15 protein-coding genes are annotated in these 17,130 nt (G+C 60.9%); 8 read left to right on the forward strand and 7 right to left on the reverse strand.

What is annotated here, in order from left to right; all coding sequences use genetic code 11:
* Position 1: 1 nt before the first annotated feature.
* The gene (locus ACVHNU_RS07820) at positions 2-1,237 is read right to left on the reverse strand and encodes a thiamine pyrophosphate-dependent enzyme (protein WP_473019371.1); all 1,236 of its coding nucleotides are present in this window, start codon (positions 1,235-1,237) and stop codon (positions 2-4) included.
* A 185-nt stretch (positions 1,238-1,422) separates the two neighbouring features.
* Here ACVHNU_RS07820 and bkdR point away from each other — a divergent pair, with 185 nt between their 5' ends.
* Entirely contained in the window at positions 1,423-1,911 is a 489-nt protein-coding gene (gene bkdR, locus ACVHNU_RS07825) for a Bkd operon transcriptional regulator BkdR (protein WP_016985245.1), read from the forward strand.
* A 93-nt stretch (positions 1,912-2,004) separates the two neighbouring features.
* Here the strand turns inward: bkdR and ACVHNU_RS07830 are convergent, their stop codons facing one another.
* Complete coding sequence (locus tag ACVHNU_RS07830; protein ID WP_045122395.1) at positions 2,005-2,868, reverse strand: MBL fold metallo-hydrolase; 864 nt, start codon at positions 2,866-2,868, stop codon at positions 2,005-2,007.
* A gap of 91 nt (positions 2,869-2,959) precedes the next feature.
* On the opposite strand from ACVHNU_RS07830, the gene ACVHNU_RS07835 reads away from it, so the two are divergent.
* From ACVHNU_RS07835 to ACVHNU_RS07855, 5 genes are all read left to right on the forward strand, one after another.
* On the forward strand, positions 2,960-3,301 hold the full coding sequence (locus tag ACVHNU_RS07835) for an ArsR/SmtB family transcription factor (protein WP_007965280.1): 342 nt from the start codon (positions 2,960-2,962) through the stop codon (positions 3,299-3,301).
* 168 nt (positions 3,302-3,469) lie between these two features.
* Positions 3,470-4,714, forward strand: coding sequence for an NAD(P)/FAD-dependent oxidoreductase (locus ACVHNU_RS07840; RefSeq protein WP_473019372.1), 1,245 nt, complete (start codon positions 3,470-3,472; stop codon positions 4,712-4,714).
* A 9-nt stretch (positions 4,715-4,723) separates the two neighbouring features.
* On the forward strand, positions 4,724-5,524 hold the full coding sequence (locus ACVHNU_RS07845; protein WP_473019373.1) for a sulfite exporter TauE/SafE family protein: 801 nt from the start codon (positions 4,724-4,726) through the stop codon (positions 5,522-5,524).
* A 180-nt stretch (positions 5,525-5,704) separates the two neighbouring features.
* Positions 5,705-7,360 (forward strand): MFS transporter, encoded by a 1,656-nt coding sequence (locus ACVHNU_RS07850; RefSeq protein WP_473019374.1) that lies wholly within the window; start codon positions 5,705-5,707, stop codon positions 7,358-7,360.
* A complete protein-coding gene (locus tag ACVHNU_RS07855; protein ID WP_103484665.1) occupies positions 7,357-8,499 on the forward strand; it encodes an HlyD family secretion protein in 1,143 nt (380 codons plus the stop codon). Before ACVHNU_RS07850 ends, ACVHNU_RS07855 begins: the two co-directional genes overlap by 4 nt.
* A 117-nt stretch (positions 8,500-8,616) precedes the next feature.
* Here the strand turns inward: ACVHNU_RS07855 and copD are convergent, their stop codons facing one another.
* Positions 8,617-9,474, reverse strand: a complete 858-nt coding sequence (copD, locus tag ACVHNU_RS07860; RefSeq protein WP_473019375.1) for a copper homeostasis membrane protein CopD — start codon at positions 9,472-9,474, stop codon at positions 8,617-8,619.
* A 3-nt stretch (positions 9,475-9,477) separates the two neighbouring features.
* Positions 9,478-9,840, reverse strand: coding sequence for a copper homeostasis periplasmic binding protein CopC (copC, locus tag ACVHNU_RS07865; RefSeq protein WP_473019376.1), 363 nt, complete (start codon positions 9,838-9,840; stop codon positions 9,478-9,480).
* 138 nt (positions 9,841-9,978) lie between these two features.
* Here copC and ACVHNU_RS07870 point away from each other — a divergent pair, with 138 nt between their 5' ends.
* Positions 9,979-10,599 (forward strand): TetR/AcrR family transcriptional regulator, encoded by a 621-nt coding sequence (locus ACVHNU_RS07870; RefSeq protein ID WP_103520730.1) that lies wholly within the window; start codon positions 9,979-9,981, stop codon positions 10,597-10,599.
* 116 nt (positions 10,600-10,715) lie between these two features.
* Here the strand turns inward: ACVHNU_RS07870 and preA are convergent, their stop codons facing one another.
* The 3 genes from preA to hydA all read right to left on the reverse strand — a co-directional run bounded on the left by preA (position 10,716) and on the right by hydA (position 15,006).
* The gene (gene preA, locus ACVHNU_RS07875) at positions 10,716-11,990 is read right to left on the reverse strand and encodes an NAD-dependent dihydropyrimidine dehydrogenase subunit PreA (protein ID WP_473019377.1); all 1,275 of its coding nucleotides are present in this window, start codon (positions 11,988-11,990) and stop codon (positions 10,716-10,718) included.
* A complete protein-coding gene (locus ACVHNU_RS07880) occupies positions 11,991-13,358 on the reverse strand; it encodes an NAD(P)-dependent oxidoreductase (protein WP_473019378.1) in 1,368 nt (455 codons plus the stop codon). It abuts the gene before it with no gap.
* A gap of 208 nt (positions 13,359-13,566) precedes the next feature.
* Positions 13,567-15,006, reverse strand: a complete 1,440-nt coding sequence (gene hydA / locus ACVHNU_RS07885) for a dihydropyrimidinase (RefSeq protein ID WP_473019379.1) — start codon at positions 15,004-15,006, stop codon at positions 13,567-13,569.
* A gap of 625 nt (positions 15,007-15,631) precedes the next feature.
* Here hydA and ACVHNU_RS07890 point away from each other — a divergent pair.
* Complete coding sequence (locus tag ACVHNU_RS07890) at positions 15,632-17,116, forward strand: NCS1 family nucleobase:cation symporter-1 (protein WP_473019380.1); 1,485 nt, start codon at positions 15,632-15,634, stop codon at positions 17,114-17,116.
* Positions 17,117-17,130 lie beyond the last annotated feature (14 nt).

Raw genomic sequence — 17,130 nt, forward strand, 5'->3', positions numbered from 1 at the left:
GTCAGATCCCCAACTGCTGACGCTGGCGCTTCAAGTGCTCCGGCATCTCTTTGTAGACGTCTTCGAACATGGTCGCGGCGCTTGGAATCTGCCCGCCGGCGAGGGTGCCGTACTGTTCGGCCTGTTTCTGCGCGGCAATCACTTCGGCTTCGAGTTCGGCGCTGACGGCGGCGTGCTCTTCTTCCGACCAGTGGCCGACCTTGATCAGGTGCTGCTTCAGGCGGGCAATCGGGTCGCCCAGCGGGAAGTGGCTCCAGTCATCGGCAGGACGGTATTTCGACGGATCGTCGGAGGTCGAGTGCGGGCCGGCGCGGTAGGTGACCCATTCGATCATGGTCGGACCGAGGTTGCGTCGGGCGCGCTCGGCAGCCCAGGCGGAAGCGGCGTAGACCGCGTAAAAGTCGTTGCCGTCGACCCGCAGCGAGGCGATGCCGCAACCGACGCCGCGTCCGGCGAAAGTGGTGGCTTCACCGCCGGCGATGGCCTGGAAGGTCGAGATCGCCCACTGGTTGTTGACCACGTTGAGGATCACTGGCGCGCGGTAAACGTGAGCGAAGGTGAGGGCGGTGTGGAAGTCCGATTCGGCGGTGGCGCCGTCACCGATCCACGCCGAGGCGATTTTGGTATCGCCTTTGATCGCCGAAGCCATGCCCCAGCCGACGGCCTGAATGAATTGGGTCGCGAGGTTGCCGGAGATGGTGAAGAAACCGGCGTCCTTGACCGAGTACATGATCGGCAACTGCCGGCCCTTGAGCGGATCACGCTCGTTGGACAGCAGTTGGCAGATCAGGTCGACCAGCGGCACTTCGCGGGCCATCAGAATGCTTTGCTGACGGTAGGTCGGGAAGCACATGTCGTCGATGTTCAAGGCCTGGGCCTGGGCGCTGCCGATGGCTTCCTCGCCGAGGCTCTGCATGTAGAACGACATTTTTTTCTGCCGCTGGGCGACCACCATGCGGTTGTCGTAAATCCGCGTCTTGAGCATGGCGCGCATGCCCTTGCGCAGGATCTCGACCGGCACGTTTTCAGCCCAGGGGCCGAGGGCGTTGCCCTGATCGTCGAGCACACGAATCAGCCCACGCGCCAGGTCGGCGGTGTCGGCGGGTTCTACATCAATGGAAGGTTTGCGCACCGTGCCGGCATCGGTCAGATGCAGGTAGGAGAAGTCGGTTTTGCAGCCTGGGCGGCCCGAGGGTTCAGGGACGTGCAGACGCAGCGGTTCATACGCTTGGGTCATGGCTTCTACGCTCGATCTTGTGAATTTCTTGTAGTGAGCTGGCAATCATTCTTGGGTGAAAGAAATCTTGTCCTACAACAATCATAGGCCCGGCCAAGAAGAATATTTCTCTCTGTTTCGTTGCGCTGGAGACGATTTGCAGATAGAAAATCTGCATAAACATAAAAAACAGGTGGTTTTGTCTCATGCGCAAACTGGACCGTACCGACATCGGCATTCTCAACAGCCTTCAGGAGAACGCGCGCATCACCAACGCCGACCTCGCGCGCTCGGTGAATCTGTCGCCGACACCGTGTTTCAACCGGGTCAAGGCGATGGAAGAATTAGGCCTGATTCGCGAGCAGGTGACGCTGCTGGATGCCGATCTGCTGGGCCTGCACGTGAACGTGTTCATTCACGTCAGCCTGGAGAAACAGGTCGAGGAAGCGTTGCAACATTTCGAAGAGGCGATCTCCGACCGCCCCGAGGTCATGGAGTGTTACCTGATGGCCGGCGACCCGGACTATCTGATCCGGGTGCTGGTGCCGACCATTCAGTCGCTGGAACGCTTCATGATGGACTTTCTGACCAAGGTGCCGGGGGTGGCGAACATCCGCTCAAGCTTTGCGCTCAAGCAGGTGCGCTACAAGACTGCGTTGCCGTTGCCGGCGAATGGGTTGACGTTGGGGTCTTGAAGATCAAAAGATCGCAGCCTGCGGCAGCTCCTACACCGGGCACGCATAAGTGATACTCCTGTAGGAGCTGCCGCAGGCTGCGATCTTTTGCTTTTAAAGCTTGTTGATCGGCACCTTCAGATAAACCACACCGTTATCCTCGGCCGCCGGAAAATTCCCCGCCCGCACATTCACCTGAATCGCCGGCAGCAACAGTGTCGGCATGCCTAGCCCCGCATCGCGCTTGGTACGCATCTCGACAAACGCCGCCTCATCGATTCCGTCATGCACATGAATATTGCTCCTGCGCTGCTCACCGACGGTGGTCTGGCATTGCGCGGTGCGGCCTTCGGGCGGGTAGTCGTGGCAGACGTAGAGTTTGACGCTGGCGGGGAAGGCCAGCAGTTTGTGGATCGAGTTGAACAGTTGATGCGCGTTGCCGCCGGGGAAGTCGCAGCGGGCGGTGCCGACGTCAGGCATGAACAGCGTGTCGCCGACCAGAATCTGCTCGCCATCGATCAGGTAGGCCATGTCCGCCGGGGTGTGGCCGGGGACGTGCAGGGCGGTGGCCTTGAGGTTGCCGATCATGAACGACTCGTTCGGCGCGAACAGGTGATCGAACTGCGAGCCGTCGACGCAGAATTCCGGTTCCAGATTGAATAGCGCCTTGAACACGTTCTGCACTTTGCTGATCGACTGGCCGATCGCGATCCTGCCGCCGAGTTCGCGGCGCAGGTACGGCGCGGCGGACAGGTGATCGGCGTGGGCGTGGGTTTCCAGCAGCCATTGCACCTGCAAGCGGTGTTCACGGACGAAAGCGATGATTTTGTCGGCCTGTACCGTGCAGGTGCGCCCGGCGGCGCCGTCGTAATCGAGTACCGGATCGACGATTGCACACTGCCCGCCATCGGCTTCATAGACCACATAGCTGTAGGTCGAGGAGGCGGGGTCGAGGAAAGCTTCAATCTGCGCGGGCATGGACACGAACCTGAACAAGGGAAATGGGTTGCAACACTTTATCTAAAAACATAATGTTCGCAGCTTAAGTGACGTTGAAGGCATCGTGCAAATGCAATCCAGTCTGACCGAATGTGAAGTCGCCCAATTGCGGGCGTCCGCCTCCAAGGCCTGTGCGCTGCTCAAGGCGCTGGCCAATGAGGATCGCCTGTTGATCCTGTGCCAGTTGACTCAGGGCGAGCGCAACGTCGGCGAGCTGGAAAAAATGACCGGCGTGCGCCAGCCGACGCTGTCCCAGCAACTGGGCATCCTGCGCGATGAAGGCCTGGTGGCGACCCGTCGCGAAGGCAAGTACATCTTTTACGGTCTGGCCAGTCCTGAAGTGATTCAGGTGATGAAAACCCTCTCCGGGCTGTATTGCGGGGCGGTGCTGAAAAGTCTGGGCCATCAATAAATGTCAGCTAACACCTCCATCCCCTGTGGGAGCGGGCTTGCTCGCGAAGGCGTCGTATCAGTCGACATTAATGTTGAATGATCTACCGTTTTCGCGAGCAAGCCCGCTCCCACATTGGTTTTATGTGAAGGCCAAGAAATCCTTGCGTGCAGCAATAAGGAACAAGCAATGAACGATCAACACTGGGGCCCATCCATCAGTGCAGATATCGTGGTCATCGGCGGCGGCACCGCCGGCATCGGCTTCGTCGCCAGTCTGCTCAAGCGTGATCCCACTCTGAAAATCACCGTGATCGAGCCAAGCGCCCAGCATTACTACCAACCGGCGTGGACGCTGGTCGGCGGTGGCGCCTATGACGTCAAGGACACCGCACGACCGATGGGCCAGGTGATGCCGCGTCAGGCCACCTGGATTCAGGCGGCGGTGACCGGTATCGATCCCGATCAGCGCCAGTTGACCCTCAACGATCAGCGCACCGTCACTTACCAGAACCTGATCGTCTGCCCCGGCCTGCGGCTGGCCTGGGAGAAGATCGAAGGCCTGCAGGAAAGCCTCGGTCAGCACGGCGTAACGTCCAACTACAGCTATCAGCACTCGCAGTACACCTGGGATCAGGTGCAGAAACTGCGCGGCGGCAAGGCGCTTTTCACGCAGCCGGCGATGCCGATCAAATGCGCCGGCGCGCCGCAGAAGGCGTTGTACCTGTCGTGCGATCACTGGCGCAAAACCGGCGTACTGAACAACGTTAACGTCGAGTTCAACTTGGCCGGCGCGGCGCTGTTTGGCGTCGCGACCTTCGTCCCGCCGCTGATGAAGTACATCGAAAAGTACAACGCGCAACTGGCCTTCAACGCCAACCTGGTCAAGGTCGACGGCCCGGCGAAAACCGCGTGGTTCGAGATCAAGGACGCCGACGGCAACCTCACCACACAGGCGAAAACCTTCGATCTGCTGCACGTAGTCCCGCCGCAAGTCTCGCCGGATTTCATCGCTCAGAGCCCGTTGGCCGACGCTGGCGGCTGGTGCGAAGTGAACCCGCACAGCCTGCAGCATCTGCGTTACCCGGAAGTGTTCGCCATTGGTGACATCTGCGGCACCAGCAACGCGAAAACCGCTGCGGCCGTGCGCAAGCAGGTTGTGGTGGTCGCGGAAAACCTTTTGGCGCTGCGCAAGCAAAAGCTTATGCCGCTGAAGTACGACGGCTACGGTTCCTGCCCGCTGACGGTGGAGAAGGGCAAGGTGATCCTCGCCGAGTTCGGCTACGGCGGGAAGTTGCTGCCGACCTTCGCGCTCGATGCGACCGTACCGCGCCGCTCGGCGTGGTTTCTCAAGGCGACGCTGCTGCCGTGGTTCTACTGGAACGGCATGCTCAAGGGCCGCGAGTGGCTGACCGGTCTGTCCAAGGTTGACTGAGTAAATCCTATGTTGCTGGCAAGTCTGTTTGGCGTGTTGATGGGGTTGATTCTCGGGCTCACCGGGGCGGGCGGCGGGATTCTCGCGGTGCCGGCGCTGGTGCTGGGCCTTGGCTGGACGATGACGCAAGCGGCGCCGGTCGCGTTGTTTGCGGTCGGCAGTGCGGCGGCGGTCGGGGCGATTGATGGCTTGCGTCATGGGCTGGTGCGCTATCGCGCAGCGCTGCTGATTGCGGCGCTCGGTGCGGTGTTTTCGCCGGTGGGGATTTATTTCGCGCACCAGTTGCCTGAGAAGATTCTGATGATCCTCTTCAGCCTGCTGATGGTCATGGTCGCTTGGCGCATGCTGCGCCGTGAGCGTCAGCACGAAGGGCCGAGCGATCACGGCCACGCGAGCTGGGGCCAGAAAAACTGCATGCTGAATGAAGAGACCGGGCGTTTCGACTGGACCGCCAAATGCACCACGACACTGGCGGCATTGGGCGCGGTCACGGGCGTGGTGTCGGGACTGCTCGGCGTCGGTGGTGGCTTCCTGATCGTCCCGGCGTTCAAGCAACTGACCGATGTGCAGATGCGCGGCATCGTTGCGACGTCGCTGATGGTGATCAGCCTGATTTCCGCCATTGGCGTGATCGGCTCCTTCCATGCCGGAGTGCGCATCGACAGCCTTGGCGTGGCGTTCATCATCGCCAGCATTGTCGGCATGATCATCGGCCGCAAACTCTGCGCCCGGGTTCCGGCGCGGACATTGCAGGTGGGCTTTGCCAGTGTGTGCCTGGTGGTCGCGGCTTACATGATGCTGCGCGCCTGATACAAAACTCCCGGCCCGACATTTGACCCTGTGGGAGTGAGCCTGCTCGCGATAGCGGTTTAGTATTCAACATTGATGCTGACTGACACTGCGCTATCGCGAGCAGGCTCACTCCTACAGGGGATGTGTGTTTTGTCGTTGATTGCGGCAAACTCAGACATCCCCAAACAAGGCCTTTCAATGGATCGATACGCCCCGCGCAACTGGCAGCCACACGAGAAGCCCAGTCTGCCCGGTTCCCCCTCGACGCCGTTGCACTCCAACCCCAAGCGCCTGGCCTATGCGCTGGTCGGGTTGCTGGTGGCGGTGACCGGTGGTCTGGGCAACTCGCTGGTGGTCGCCAACCTGCCTTACCTGCAAGGCGCGCTGGGTGCGACTACGGCGGAGATGGCCTGGCTGCCGGCCGCCTACGTGATGACCAACGTGTCGATGAACCTGCTGCTGGTGAAGTTTCGTCAGCAGTTCGGCCTGCGTGCATTCACCGAAGTGTTTCTGGTGCTGTATGCGCTGGTGACCTTCGGCCACCTGTTCGTCAACGACCTGAGCTCGGCCATCGCGGTGCGTGCGGCGCACGGCATGGTCGGTGCGGCACTGAGTTCGCTGGGTCTGTATTACATGGTCCAGGCGTTTCCGGCCAAGTGGCGGCTGAAGGCGTTGGTGCTCGGGCTCGGCGCCTCACAACTGGCCTTGCCGCTGGCGCGCCTGTTCTCCGAGGACTTGCTGCAGATTGCCGAATGGCGCGGCTTGTACCTGTTCGAATTGGGCATGGCTTTGCTGTCGCTGGGCTGCGTGCTGTTGCTCAAGTTGCCGCCCGGTGACCGCTTCAAGACCTTCGAACCGCTGGATTTTCTCACCTTCGCGATTCTCGCCAGCGGCGTGGCACTGCTTTGCGCGGTGTTGTCGCTGGGGCGGATCGATTGGTGGCTGGAGGCCAACTGGATCGGTTATGCGCTGGCGGCCTCGATTGCCCTGATCCTCGCGGGCCTGGCGATCGAGCACAATCGCAGCAACCCGATGCTGATGACCCGTTGGCTCGGCAGCGGCACGATGATCCGCCTGGCGCTGGCGGTGACCCTGATTCGCATGGTCACTTCGGAACAATCCACCGGCGCCGTCGGCTTCATGCAGAACCTCAACATGGGTTATGAGCAGTTGCACAGCCTGTACGTGGTGATGCTGATCGGCAGCGTTGCCGGGCTGGCGACCAGCGCGCTGACCATCGATCCCAAGCACCTGCTGATGCCGCTGATCATCTCGCTGGCGCTGATGGCGACCGGTTCGGTGATGGACAGTTTTTCCAATAACCTGACCCGCCCGGCGAACCTGTATTTCAGTCAGTTCCTGCTGGCCTTCGGCAGCACGTTTTTCCTCGGCCCGACCATGGTTTTCGGCACGCGCAACGTGCTGACCAACCCGCGCAATCTGGTGAGTTTTTCGGTGTTGTTCGGGATCTGCAACAATCTCGGCGGCTTGCTCGGCGCGGCGTTGTTGGGCACGTTCCAGATCGTGCGCGAGAAATTCCACTCCAGTCATCTGGTCGAGCACCTGACGTTGTCCGATCCGCTGGTGGCTGCCCGCGTGCAGAGCGGCGGTTCGGCCTATGGCTCCTTGCTGGCCGATCCGAGCCTGCGCAATCTGGCCGGGATTCGCAGTCTGTCCAACGCGGCGACCCGCGAAGCCAACGTACTGGCCTATAACGATGTGTTCATGCTGATCGCCGTGATTGCGGTGCTGACCATGATCTGGCTGTCCATTCGTGCGCTGTGGCTGATGAGCACCACCAAAGCCGTCGACCCAGCGCCTTCCGTACCATCCAGCGGTGCCTCCAATTCATGACCGAACCGACCACCACAACCACCAATGCCATTGCCGCCACCCCGGAAGGCGTGGCGCCGCCGTCCTCGCCGAACACCGAGCCACGCTCGTTGCGGGTGCGGGTCATCTCGTCGCTGGGCTTTGCCGCGATTGCCATCGTCGGCGTGCTGATCGTGCTGTACGCCTGGCAGTTGCCGCCGTTCAGCAGCGCGGTCGAGACCACTGAAAACGCTTTGGTGCGCGGCCAGGTGACGATCATCGGCCCGCAACTCAGCGGTTACGTGTTTGAAGTGCCGGTGCAGGACTTCCAGTACGTGAAGGCCGGCGATTTGCTGGTGCGCCTGGACGACCGGATTTATCAGCAGCACCTCGACCAGGCACTGGCGCAACTGGCAGTGCAGAAGGCCTCGCTGGCCAACGTGGTGCAGCAACGCAACAGCGCCGAAGCGACGATCAAGCTGCGTCAGGCCGTGGTGGCCGACAGCGAAGCGCAGTTGCGCAAAAGCGAGGCGGATCTGCGCCGTAACAAGGAGCTGGTGAGCGACGGTTCGGTGTCCAAGCGCGAAATGGACGTGGCCCTGGCGGCCAACGCGCAGGGCATTGCGGCGGTGGCGCAGGCCAAGGCCAACCTGGAAATCGCCCGTCAGGACCTGCAAACGGTGATCGTCAATCGCGGCTCGCTGGAAGCGGCAGTTGCCAGCGCTGAAGCGGCGGTGCAACTGGCGCGGATCGATTTGTCGAACACCCGCATCGTCGCCCCGCGTGACGGCCAGCTCGGGCAGATCGGCGTGCGCCTGGGCGCTTACGTCAACTCCGGGGCGCAGTTGATGGCGCTGGTGCCGAACCAGAAATGGGTGATCGCCAACATGAAGGAAACCCAGATGGACAACGTGCGGGTCGGGCAGCCGGTGCGCTTCACCGTCGATGCACTGAACCACCGCAGATTCACCGGCCATGTGCAGCACATCTCACCGGCCACAGGTTCGGAATTCGCCCTGTTGCAGGCAGACAATGCCACCGGCAACTTCGTGAAAATCGCCCAGCGAGTGCCGGTGCGGATCACCATTGATGAGGGCCAGCAGGAAGAGGAGCGCCTGCGACCGGGGATGTCGGTGGTGGTCAGCATCGATACTGCAGCGGGCGACACACAACCGCATTGACCTCCACAGATCAAAATGTGGGAGCGGGCTTGCTCGCGAAGGCGGTGTGTCAGTTGATATTTCCGTATCTGGCACGCCGCCTTCGCGAGCAAGCCCGCTCCCACAAGAGGATCAGGTTTATCCAGCAATCATCGGCGGCAGGGTACCGAGTAGCGACACGGCGGCAACCGCACCGATCCCCAACAACCACTCCAGCACCACACTGCGCTTGAGCGTGCCCATCCGCTGTTCGCAATCATCAATCCGCAAGCGGTTGAACAGCGCCAGGGCGAGCATGCCTGCCACCAGCAACGCCTTGATCAGCAGAATCAACGCAAACCCCGCAAACAACGGCGTCGGCCACCATTGGCCGGTCAGCACGCGCACGTTGATCAGCCCGGTGATCAGCAGCCCCCCAACGATCGCGTAACCGACACCGCTGAAGCGTTGCAGGATCCGGCTCATCGCTTCGCCAGGCTGACGCAGGATCAGCACCAGCAACAACAACCCGCCGAGCCATGCGGCCACGCACGTCAGGTGAATAATCTGATTGAGGATCAGCAGTTGCCCGCTCAGACCATCGAGCATCGCACCGTGACCGACCGGTGCCAGCGTCGCCAGCAACAATCCGCTCAAGCCCAGGCGTAACGGCACGCTCGATCGCCAAGGCGTAAATAACAACGCCAGCAACAGCGCGTTGATCAGCAGATGCCAGCGCCAGACCTGCCCGAAAAAGGTATTGCCGAGCACCACTTCAATGGTGTCCGGGTCGAACGCGGCCGCCGCCGAGCCGGCCATGCTTGCGGTGATCAACAGCGCCCAGGTGACACCGCTGAGCAGCGCAATCGCCGTCAGCCAGCGCGCCAGTTGTGTCAGATGCCGATCCAGTGTCGGCACGGGCGCCTTGAGCAGCAGCGGCCGGAACAGCCAGGCGCCGAACACCATCAATACCGCGCTGAAATGCACAAAGCGACACAGCACCAGCGCTTCACTCATGAATTACTGGCCGACCTTGAACTGATAGGCGCCTTCGCTCTTGTGTGTATCGACCGACACCGCGCGCCATTCGACTTTGTATTCACCGGCGTCGAGTGGTGCGGCGGGAGTGACGATCAGGGTTTTCTTGTCGTTCTCGGTGGTCAGCGCTTTGATCGCGACCGGGGCGCCATCCTTGGTCAGGCTGACCTTGGTGAAACTGGCTTCGACACCTTCGGAGAAAGTCAGGCGCAGATCGGCCGGTGCGGCGACGGTGCTGTCGGCGGCCGGCGTTGCACTTTTCAGGTGGGCGTGGGCGAAAACCGAAGATGCGGCGAACAGCGAAGCGAGCAGGGCAGTGGTGGTCAGGACATTCTTGAACAGCATCGCGGATACCTCTGAGGCAGGACAAAGAAGCCTCAGTTTAGCCATCCGCAGACTTGCGCACGAAGTTTTATTTACAGCGGTCGCCCCCAGACCAGAGCGGATGCTAGTCTTCAACAACGTCGTTGTCAGGGAGCCCTCATGGGCAATCACAAGATCGAGATTCGTCGCAGTAACGTCGAGAAAATCCTGCTCGCGGCGGAAAAAGTCTTCGCCGAAAAAGGCTTCGGCGGCACCGCCATGGCCGACATCGCCGCCGAAGTGCAACTGCCGCGTTCCAACCTGCATTACTACTTCTCGACCAAAAGCGAACTGTACAGCGCGGTGCTGTTCGACCTGCTGGAGGTGTGGAAACAGGACGCGCTGTGCTTCGAGATGTTCGATGACCCGCGGGTGGTGCTCAGCAGTTACATCCGCGCCAAGATGAACCACTCGCGCAGCCGGCCCTATGGTTCGAAAGTCTGGGCCAACGAGATCATCCATGGCGCCCCTACCCTGGGTGAGGCGCTGGATCTGAGCCTGTACGAGTGGGCGAAAATGAAGGAAGCGAAGATCCGCCAGTGGGTCGAGGACAAGCGGATTCTGCCGGTGGAGCCGTCGGGCCTGCTGTACATGATCTGGGCCTCGACCCAGCACTATGCCGACTTCGATCACCAGGTGAATATTTTGAACGAGCATCAACCGCTGTCGGACATGCAGTTCGAGCGTGCGGTGCAGACGGTGACCAGTGTGATTTTGCGCGGGATCGGGTTGGAGCCCTGATTGATGGGTTGAAGCTGATGAACCCTTCGCGAGCAGGCTCGCTCCCACATTTCAAATGCATTCCAAATGTGGGAGCGGGCTTGCTCGCGAAGGCGTCAATTCAGACGCCGCCGACCTTAAGGAGAGACATGGTACGGATTGCGCGGATCATGATTCCAGTCCAGAAACGGCTTCCCGGTTTCCATCGGCACCATCTCGATGCAGTCCGCCACCGGGCAGGTGATCTGGCACAGATTGCAGCCGACGCACTCATCATCGATCACTTCATATTTATGCGTGCCGTCAGCCAGCTTGAGGCTGCTGATCGCCTGGTGTGAAGTGTCTTCGCAAGCAATGTGGCAGCGCCCGCAACCGATGCACGCGTCCTGGTCGATCTTCGCGATCACCTGATAGTTGATGTCGAGGTACTTCCAGTCCGTGGTATTGCCCACCGCGCGGCCGGAAAACTCACTGATGCTGGCGTAGCCCTGACTGTCCATCCAGCGCGATAGCCCGTCCTTCATCTCCTCGACAATCCGGAAGCCATGCAGCATCGCTGCCGTGCACACCTGCACCGCGCCGCTGCCCAGCGCCATGAATTCCGCCGCATCACGCCAACTGCCGATGCCGCCAATACCGCAGATCGGCAGGCCTTGGGTCTGCGGATCACGAGCGATCTCGGCGACCATGTTCAGTGCAATCGGCTTGACCGCCGAACCGCAATAACCGCCGTGGGTGCTTTTGCTGCCGACGGTGGGCAGGGCGACCATGTGTTCCAGATCGACGCTGGTGATCGAGTTGATGGTGTTGATCAGCGACACCGCATCGGCGCCCCCGCGATGCGCAGCGCGGGCAGCGACGCGGATGTCGGTGATGTTCGGCGTCAGCTTGACGATCACCGGCAGCGAGCAATAGGTCTTGCACCAGCGGGTGACCTGCTCGACGTATTCCGGCACCTGACCGACCGCCGCGCCCATGCCGCGCTCGGGCATGCCGTGCGGGCAACCGAAATTCAGCTCTATGCCATCGGCGCCGGTGGCTTCCACCAGCGGCAGGATGTGTTTCCACGATTCCTCGACGCACGGCACCATCAGCGAGACGATCAGCGCACGATCCGGCCAGTCCTTCTTGACTTGGGTGATCTCGCGCAGGTTGATTTCCAGCGAGCGGTCGGTGATCAGTTCGATGTTGTTGATCCCCAGCACTTCGCGGTTGTTGCCGTAATGTGCCGAGTAGCGCGACGAGACGTTGACCGCTGCCGGGTCCTCGCCAAGGGTTTTCCAGACCACGCCACCCCAACCGGCCTCGAAGGCGCGCACCACGTTGTAGGCCTTGTCGGTCGGCGGCGCGGAGGCCAGCCAGAACGGGTTGGGGGCTTTGATACCGGCGAAGACTATCGAGAGATCGGCCATTTACGCAGCCTCCACGTTGAGCATCAGTTGCGCGTTGATCGCCTCGGCGGCGAGTTTGCCATGCTGTACGGCTTGCACGGTGAGGTCCTGATCGAGGCTGGTGCAGTCACCGCCGGCATACACGCCGGGAATGCTCGTGCGCAGGTGGTCATCGACCTGAATCCGTTCGCCTTGACGCTTGAGTTCGCGGGCCAGCGGGTCGGCGAGGGCGCTGCTGTCGAAGGCCTGGCCGATGGCTTTGAAAATCGCATCGGCGGCCAGTTCGAAGGTTTCGCCAGTGCCTTGCAGGCGACCGTCGACCAGTTCGGTACGAGCGAAACGCATACCGCGCACATGGCCCTGATCGTCGAGCAGGACTTCCTCCGGTTGCGCCCAGGTCAGCAGGCGCACCTGATTGGCTTTGGCGATGTCTTGTTCGTGACCGGTGGCGCCCATGTCCGCCGCACCGCGGCGATACACCAGATTCACATCGCGGGCACCGAGGCGGGCCATTTGCACGGCCATGTCGATCGCGGTGTTGCCGGCGCCGAGGACGATGCAGCGCTCGGCCAGTGGCAGTTGCGTCAGGTCATCGGCCTGGCGCAGTTCACGGATGTAGTCGGTGGCGGCGAGCAGGCCGGGCGCGTCCTCGTGGGGCAGGCCGAGCTGTTTGCTGGCATTGAGGCCGAGGCCGAGGAACACCGCGTCGAACTGCTGATGCAGCTCGCTGAGGGTCAGATTCTCGCCGAGTTTCTGCCCGTGACGGATTTCGATGCCGCCGATCTGCAGGAGGAAATCCAGTTCCTTCTGCGCATAGTCGTCGACCAGTTTGTACTTGGCGATCCCGTATTCATTGAGGCCGCCAGCCTTCTCCCGGGCTTCGAAAATCACCACGTCATGCCCGTGCATCGCGCTGCGGTGGGCGCAGGACAACCCCGCCGGCCCGGCGCCGACCACGGCGATGCGTTTGCCGGTAGCGGCGCCGCGCTGAAACGGGTGCTCGGTGAAGTGCGCGTTGTCCACGGCGTAGCGCTGCAGCAGGCCGATCAGCACCGGCGCGCATTCCTGGGCGTTGTTACGCACGCAGGCTTGCTGGCAGAGGATTTCCGTGGGGCAGACCCGCGCGCAACTGCCGCCGAGGATGTTCGCCGAAAGAATTTTCTGCGCCGCACCGGGCACGTTGTCCTGATGGATATTGCGGATGAACGATGGAATGTCGATTTCGCTGGGGCACGCGTTGACGCACGGGGCGTCGTAGCAATACAGGCAGCGCGAGGCTTCCAGATGCGCCTGCCGGGCGTTGAGCGGTGGCGCCAGATCAGTGAAATGGCCGGCGAGGGCGGCCGCGCTTTCGTGCGGATGCGGGAGATGGTTCAGGGTCTCGATCACGGTTTTTTGCCTCACGGTTATTGAGGTTCTCTGCCTCTGATGGGCAGTGGTTTTCGTCGTACCCTGTGGCGAGGGAGCTTGCTCCCGCTGGACTGCGCAGCAGGCCCAAAAACCATTCACTCCTGGGTATCAGGATGAGCGCATTGCCTGGTTTTGGGGCGGCTTCGCCACCCAGCGGGAGCAAGCTCCCTCGCCACAGGGGATCGGATCAGCGTTTAACCGCTGTGGGCTTGTGTAATTCAGCCCGCTTGCTCAGCAAATCAAACACCGCCGGATACGCCGGCCGTTCGATGTACCGTCCGGCCCCGCGCTCGGCGCGCAGGTCGCCGTCGGCCCAGACCACTCTGCCCTGGCTGACGGTATGGCTCGGCACGCCGCGTACGGTCTTGCCTTCGAAGATATTGAAGTCCACCTGCTGATGGTGGGTCTTGGCGGAGATGGTGCGGCTGCCTTGCGGATCCCACAGCACCAGGTCGGCATCGGCGCCGACGCGGATCGCGCCTTTGCGCGGGTAGAGGTTGAAGATTTTCGCGGTGTTGGTGGAGGTGAGGGCGACGAAGTCCTGCATCGACAAACGTCCGCTGTTGACCCCTTCATCCCACAGCACCGCCATGCGGTCTTCGATGCCGGCGGTGCCGTTGGGGATCTTGCTGAAGTCGTCGCGACCGGCGGCTTTTTGCTCGGCGCAGAAGCAGCAGTGGTCAGTGGCGGTGGTGTGCAGATTGCCGCTTTGCAGGCCATGCCACAGCGCTTCCTGATGCCCGCGCGGGCGGAACGGCGGGCTCATCACGTAACCGGCTGCGGTCTGCCAGTCCGGGTGCTGGTAGACGCTGTCGTCGAGCAGCAAATGCCCAGCCAGCACTTCGCCGTACACCGGTTGACCCTTGCTGCGGGCATAGGTGATTTCGTCCAGCGCTTCCTTGGTCGAGACGTGCACCAGATACAACGGCGTGCCGATGGTTTCAGCGATGCGAATCGCCCGGCTCGCCGCTTCGCCTTCCACCTGCGATGGCCGCGACAATGGATGCGCCTCCGGCCCGGTGATGCCCTGGGCCATCAACTTGCGTTGCAGGTGATAGACCAGCTCGCCGTTTTCCGCATGCACGGTCGGCACCGCGCCGAGTTCCAGACAGCGCTCGAAACTCGCCACCAGCGTGTCGTCGGCGGCCATGATCGCGTTCTTGTAGGCCATGAAATGCTTGAAGCTGTTGATCCCGTGATGGCTGACCAGCTCGGCCATTTCCTCACGCACCTGTTCGCTCCACCAGGTGATCGCGACGTGGAAGCCATAGTCGGACGCAGACTTCTCGGCCCAGCCGCGCCACTGATGAAACGCTTCCATCAGTGACTGCTGCGGATTGGGAATCACGAAGTCGATGATCGACGTGGTGCCCCCGGCCAGACCCGCCGCAGTGCCGCTGTAAAAGTCTTCGCTGGCTACGGTGCCCATGAAGGGCAGTTGCATGTGGGTGTGTGGATCGATGCCGCCGGGCATCAGGTATTGGCCGCTGCCGTCGAGCACTTCGGCGCCGGCGGGAATATCCAGGTTTTGACCAATGGCTTTGATCACGCCGTCGGCGCAATAGACGTCGGCGCGATAACTTTCATCATGGGTAACAACGGTGGCGCCACGGATCAACAGAGACATTCCGAGTTCCTCGCAGGCATGACCGACTTGTGCCGGTTCTAAATGTTTTATTGATGTACAACGCTGATCGGAGTATTCCTGTCAGCGCTGTCAGGAATAGAAGCTAGTCGCAGTTCTGCAATTGATCAAGATTATTTTTTATAAGCTTATGACTCTTTTAACTTATTGAAAAATAACGATAAAAACTGAAAATCACCAAAATGGTGAGGCTGTTCACCATTTTGACGCACTTGACAGGATGGAAATATGAGCAAGATTTCCTATGTGAAATCAGCCGCTTGAAGTTGAGCTGCGGCTGAGCGCCGGTGATGAAAAAAAGTGCAGTGCACCAGATTGAGTCCTGACCGTTCGAACAACTTGGCAAACGTTTAGCCTGAGCGTGCAGACAAGTTTTCGAGGACGCTTCCGGTGAATAATTAAAACCGTGACATATCAGAAAGTTGCAATGCGTTTGAACCACGGCCCGATGCGTAAGCGGGGCATCCGGCACGTTTATTGATGCCGCCGCTGACACCCTGGCCGGTGCAAGAAAGTTGTCAGTTCCTCCGGCCATCGTCCGGTTCGCACCTTGGTGTGCAGCCGTCTGATGAGCAAAAAAAATAATCAGAAGAACAGTGGAGCGGCCATGCAACAGAACAGATCGCAAGTGACCGAGCGCGACGGCTTGTTCGAACTCGAAGCCGGCAGCGACGTCCTCGACAGTCCCCGTTACAACCACGACATGGCACCGACCAAGGTGCGCGAACGAACCTGGAACAAATGGCACATCACCGCGCTGTGGATCGGCATGTCGGTGTGCGTGCCGACTTACACCCTCGGCGGGGTGCTCACCGCCTATTTCGGCCTCACCGTTGGTGAAGCGCTGATGGCGATTCTGCTGGCCAACGTCATCGTGCTGATTCCGTTGACGCTCAATGCCTTTCCCGGCACCAAGTACGGCATTCCCTTCCCGGTGCTGCTGCGCTCGTCGTTCGGCGTGCTTGGCTCCAACGTGCCGTGTCTGATTCGCGCGCTGGTGGCGTGCGGCTGGTTCGGGATTCAAACGATGTTTGGCGGATTGGCGATTCACCTGTTTCTCGGCTCGATCTTCGACGGCTGGAAATCCCTCGGCGGAACCGGCGAGGTGATCGGTTTCATGATTTTCTGGTCGCTGAACCTGTGGGTGGTGATCCGCGGTGCCGAGTCGATCAAGTGGCTGGAAACCCTGTCGGCGCCGTTGTTGGTGGCAGTCGGCATCGGTCTGCTGGTGTGGGCCATGCCCAATGTGTCGATGACCGAGTTGCTGGCGATTCCACCGAAACGCCCGGAAGGCGCCAGTGTGGTCAGTTACTTCGCTGCCGGGCTGACCGCGATGGTTGGTTTCTGGGCCACGCTGTCGCTGAACATTCCCGACTTCAGCCGCTACGCCAAAAGCCAGAAGGATCAGATCCTCGGGCAGATTTTCGGCCTGCCGCTGACCATGTTCCTTTTCGCCTCACTCGGTGTGGTGATGACCGCCGCTTCGGTGAAACTGGTCGGCGTCACCGTGTCGGATCCGGTCAGTCTGATCGGCCATATCCATAGCCCGATGTGGGTCGCGTTAGCCATGGCGCTGATCATCATCGCCACGCTGTCGACCAACACCGCCGCGAACATCGTTTCGCCGACCAATGATTTCCAGAACATCGCGCCCAAGGTGATCAATCGCACCAAAGCGGTGTTGCTTACAGGCTTCGTCGGGTTGGCGCTGATGGCTCACGAGTTGCTGAAAAAGTTGGGCCTGATCGTGTCCGATGTCAGCCTGGAAACCGTGTATTCCAACTGGCTGCTGGGTTATTCGAGCCTGCTCGGGCCGATTGCCGGGATCATGGTGGTGGACTATTTCCTGATCAAGAAACAGCAACTGGACCTGGCCGGGCTGTATCGCGACGACGTGTATCCGGCGTGGAACTGGGCCGGTTTTACCGCGTTTGGCGTGCCGGTGGTGCTGACCTTGCTGTCGTTGGGCAGCGATGCGTTCAGCTGGTTCTACAGCTATGGCTGGTTTACCGGCTCGGCGCTGGGTGGGGTGATTTATTACGGGTTGTGTTCGATGCGAAGCAGCCCGTCTGTTGTGAAATCTTCGGTGTGAGGGATGGCCCCTTC

The sequence above is a fragment of the Pseudomonas sp. Ors-4-3C genome, from assembly GCF_055755035.1.

Excerpts from the sequence above, each read along its gene's own strand:
- ACVHNU_RS07845 (WP_473019373.1), top strand. The coding sequence starts at position 4,724 with ATGTTGCTGGCAAGTCTGTTTGGCGTGTTGATGGGGTTGATTCTCGGG.
- ACVHNU_RS07830 (WP_045122395.1), bottom strand. The coding sequence starts at position 2,868 with ATGCCCGCGCAGATTGAAGCTTTCCTCGACCCCGCCTCCTCGACCTAC.
- ACVHNU_RS07855 (WP_103484665.1), top strand. The coding sequence starts at position 7,357 with ATGACCGAACCGACCACCACAACCACCAATGCCATTGCCGCCACCCCG.
- ACVHNU_RS07890 (WP_473019380.1), top strand. The coding sequence starts at position 15,632 with ATGCAACAGAACAGATCGCAAGTGACCGAGCGCGACGGCTTGTTCGAA.
- bkdR (WP_016985245.1), top strand. The coding sequence starts at position 1,423 with ATGCGCAAACTGGACCGTACCGACATCGGCATTCTCAACAGCCTTCAG.
- preA (WP_473019377.1), bottom strand. The coding sequence starts at position 11,990 with ATGGCCGATCTCTCGATAGTCTTCGCCGGTATCAAAGCCCCCAACCCG.
- ACVHNU_RS07820 (WP_473019371.1), bottom strand. The coding sequence starts at position 1,237 with ATGACCCAAGCGTATGAACCGCTGCGTCTGCACGTCCCTGAACCCTCG.
- ACVHNU_RS07840 (WP_473019372.1), top strand. The coding sequence starts at position 3,470 with ATGAACGATCAACACTGGGGCCCATCCATCAGTGCAGATATCGTGGTC.
- hydA (WP_473019379.1), bottom strand. The coding sequence starts at position 15,006 with ATGTCTCTGTTGATCCGTGGCGCCACCGTTGTTACCCATGATGAAAGT.
- ACVHNU_RS07850 (WP_473019374.1), top strand. The coding sequence starts at position 5,705 with ATGGATCGATACGCCCCGCGCAACTGGCAGCCACACGAGAAGCCCAGT.
- copC (WP_473019376.1), bottom strand. The coding sequence starts at position 9,840 with ATGCTGTTCAAGAATGTCCTGACCACCACTGCCCTGCTCGCTTCGCTG.
- ACVHNU_RS07870 (WP_103520730.1), top strand. The coding sequence starts at position 9,979 with ATGGGCAATCACAAGATCGAGATTCGTCGCAGTAACGTCGAGAAAATC.
- copD (WP_473019375.1), bottom strand. The coding sequence starts at position 9,474 with ATGAGTGAAGCGCTGGTGCTGTGTCGCTTTGTGCATTTCAGCGCGGTA.
- ACVHNU_RS07835 (WP_007965280.1), top strand. The coding sequence starts at position 2,960 with ATGCAATCCAGTCTGACCGAATGTGAAGTCGCCCAATTGCGGGCGTCC.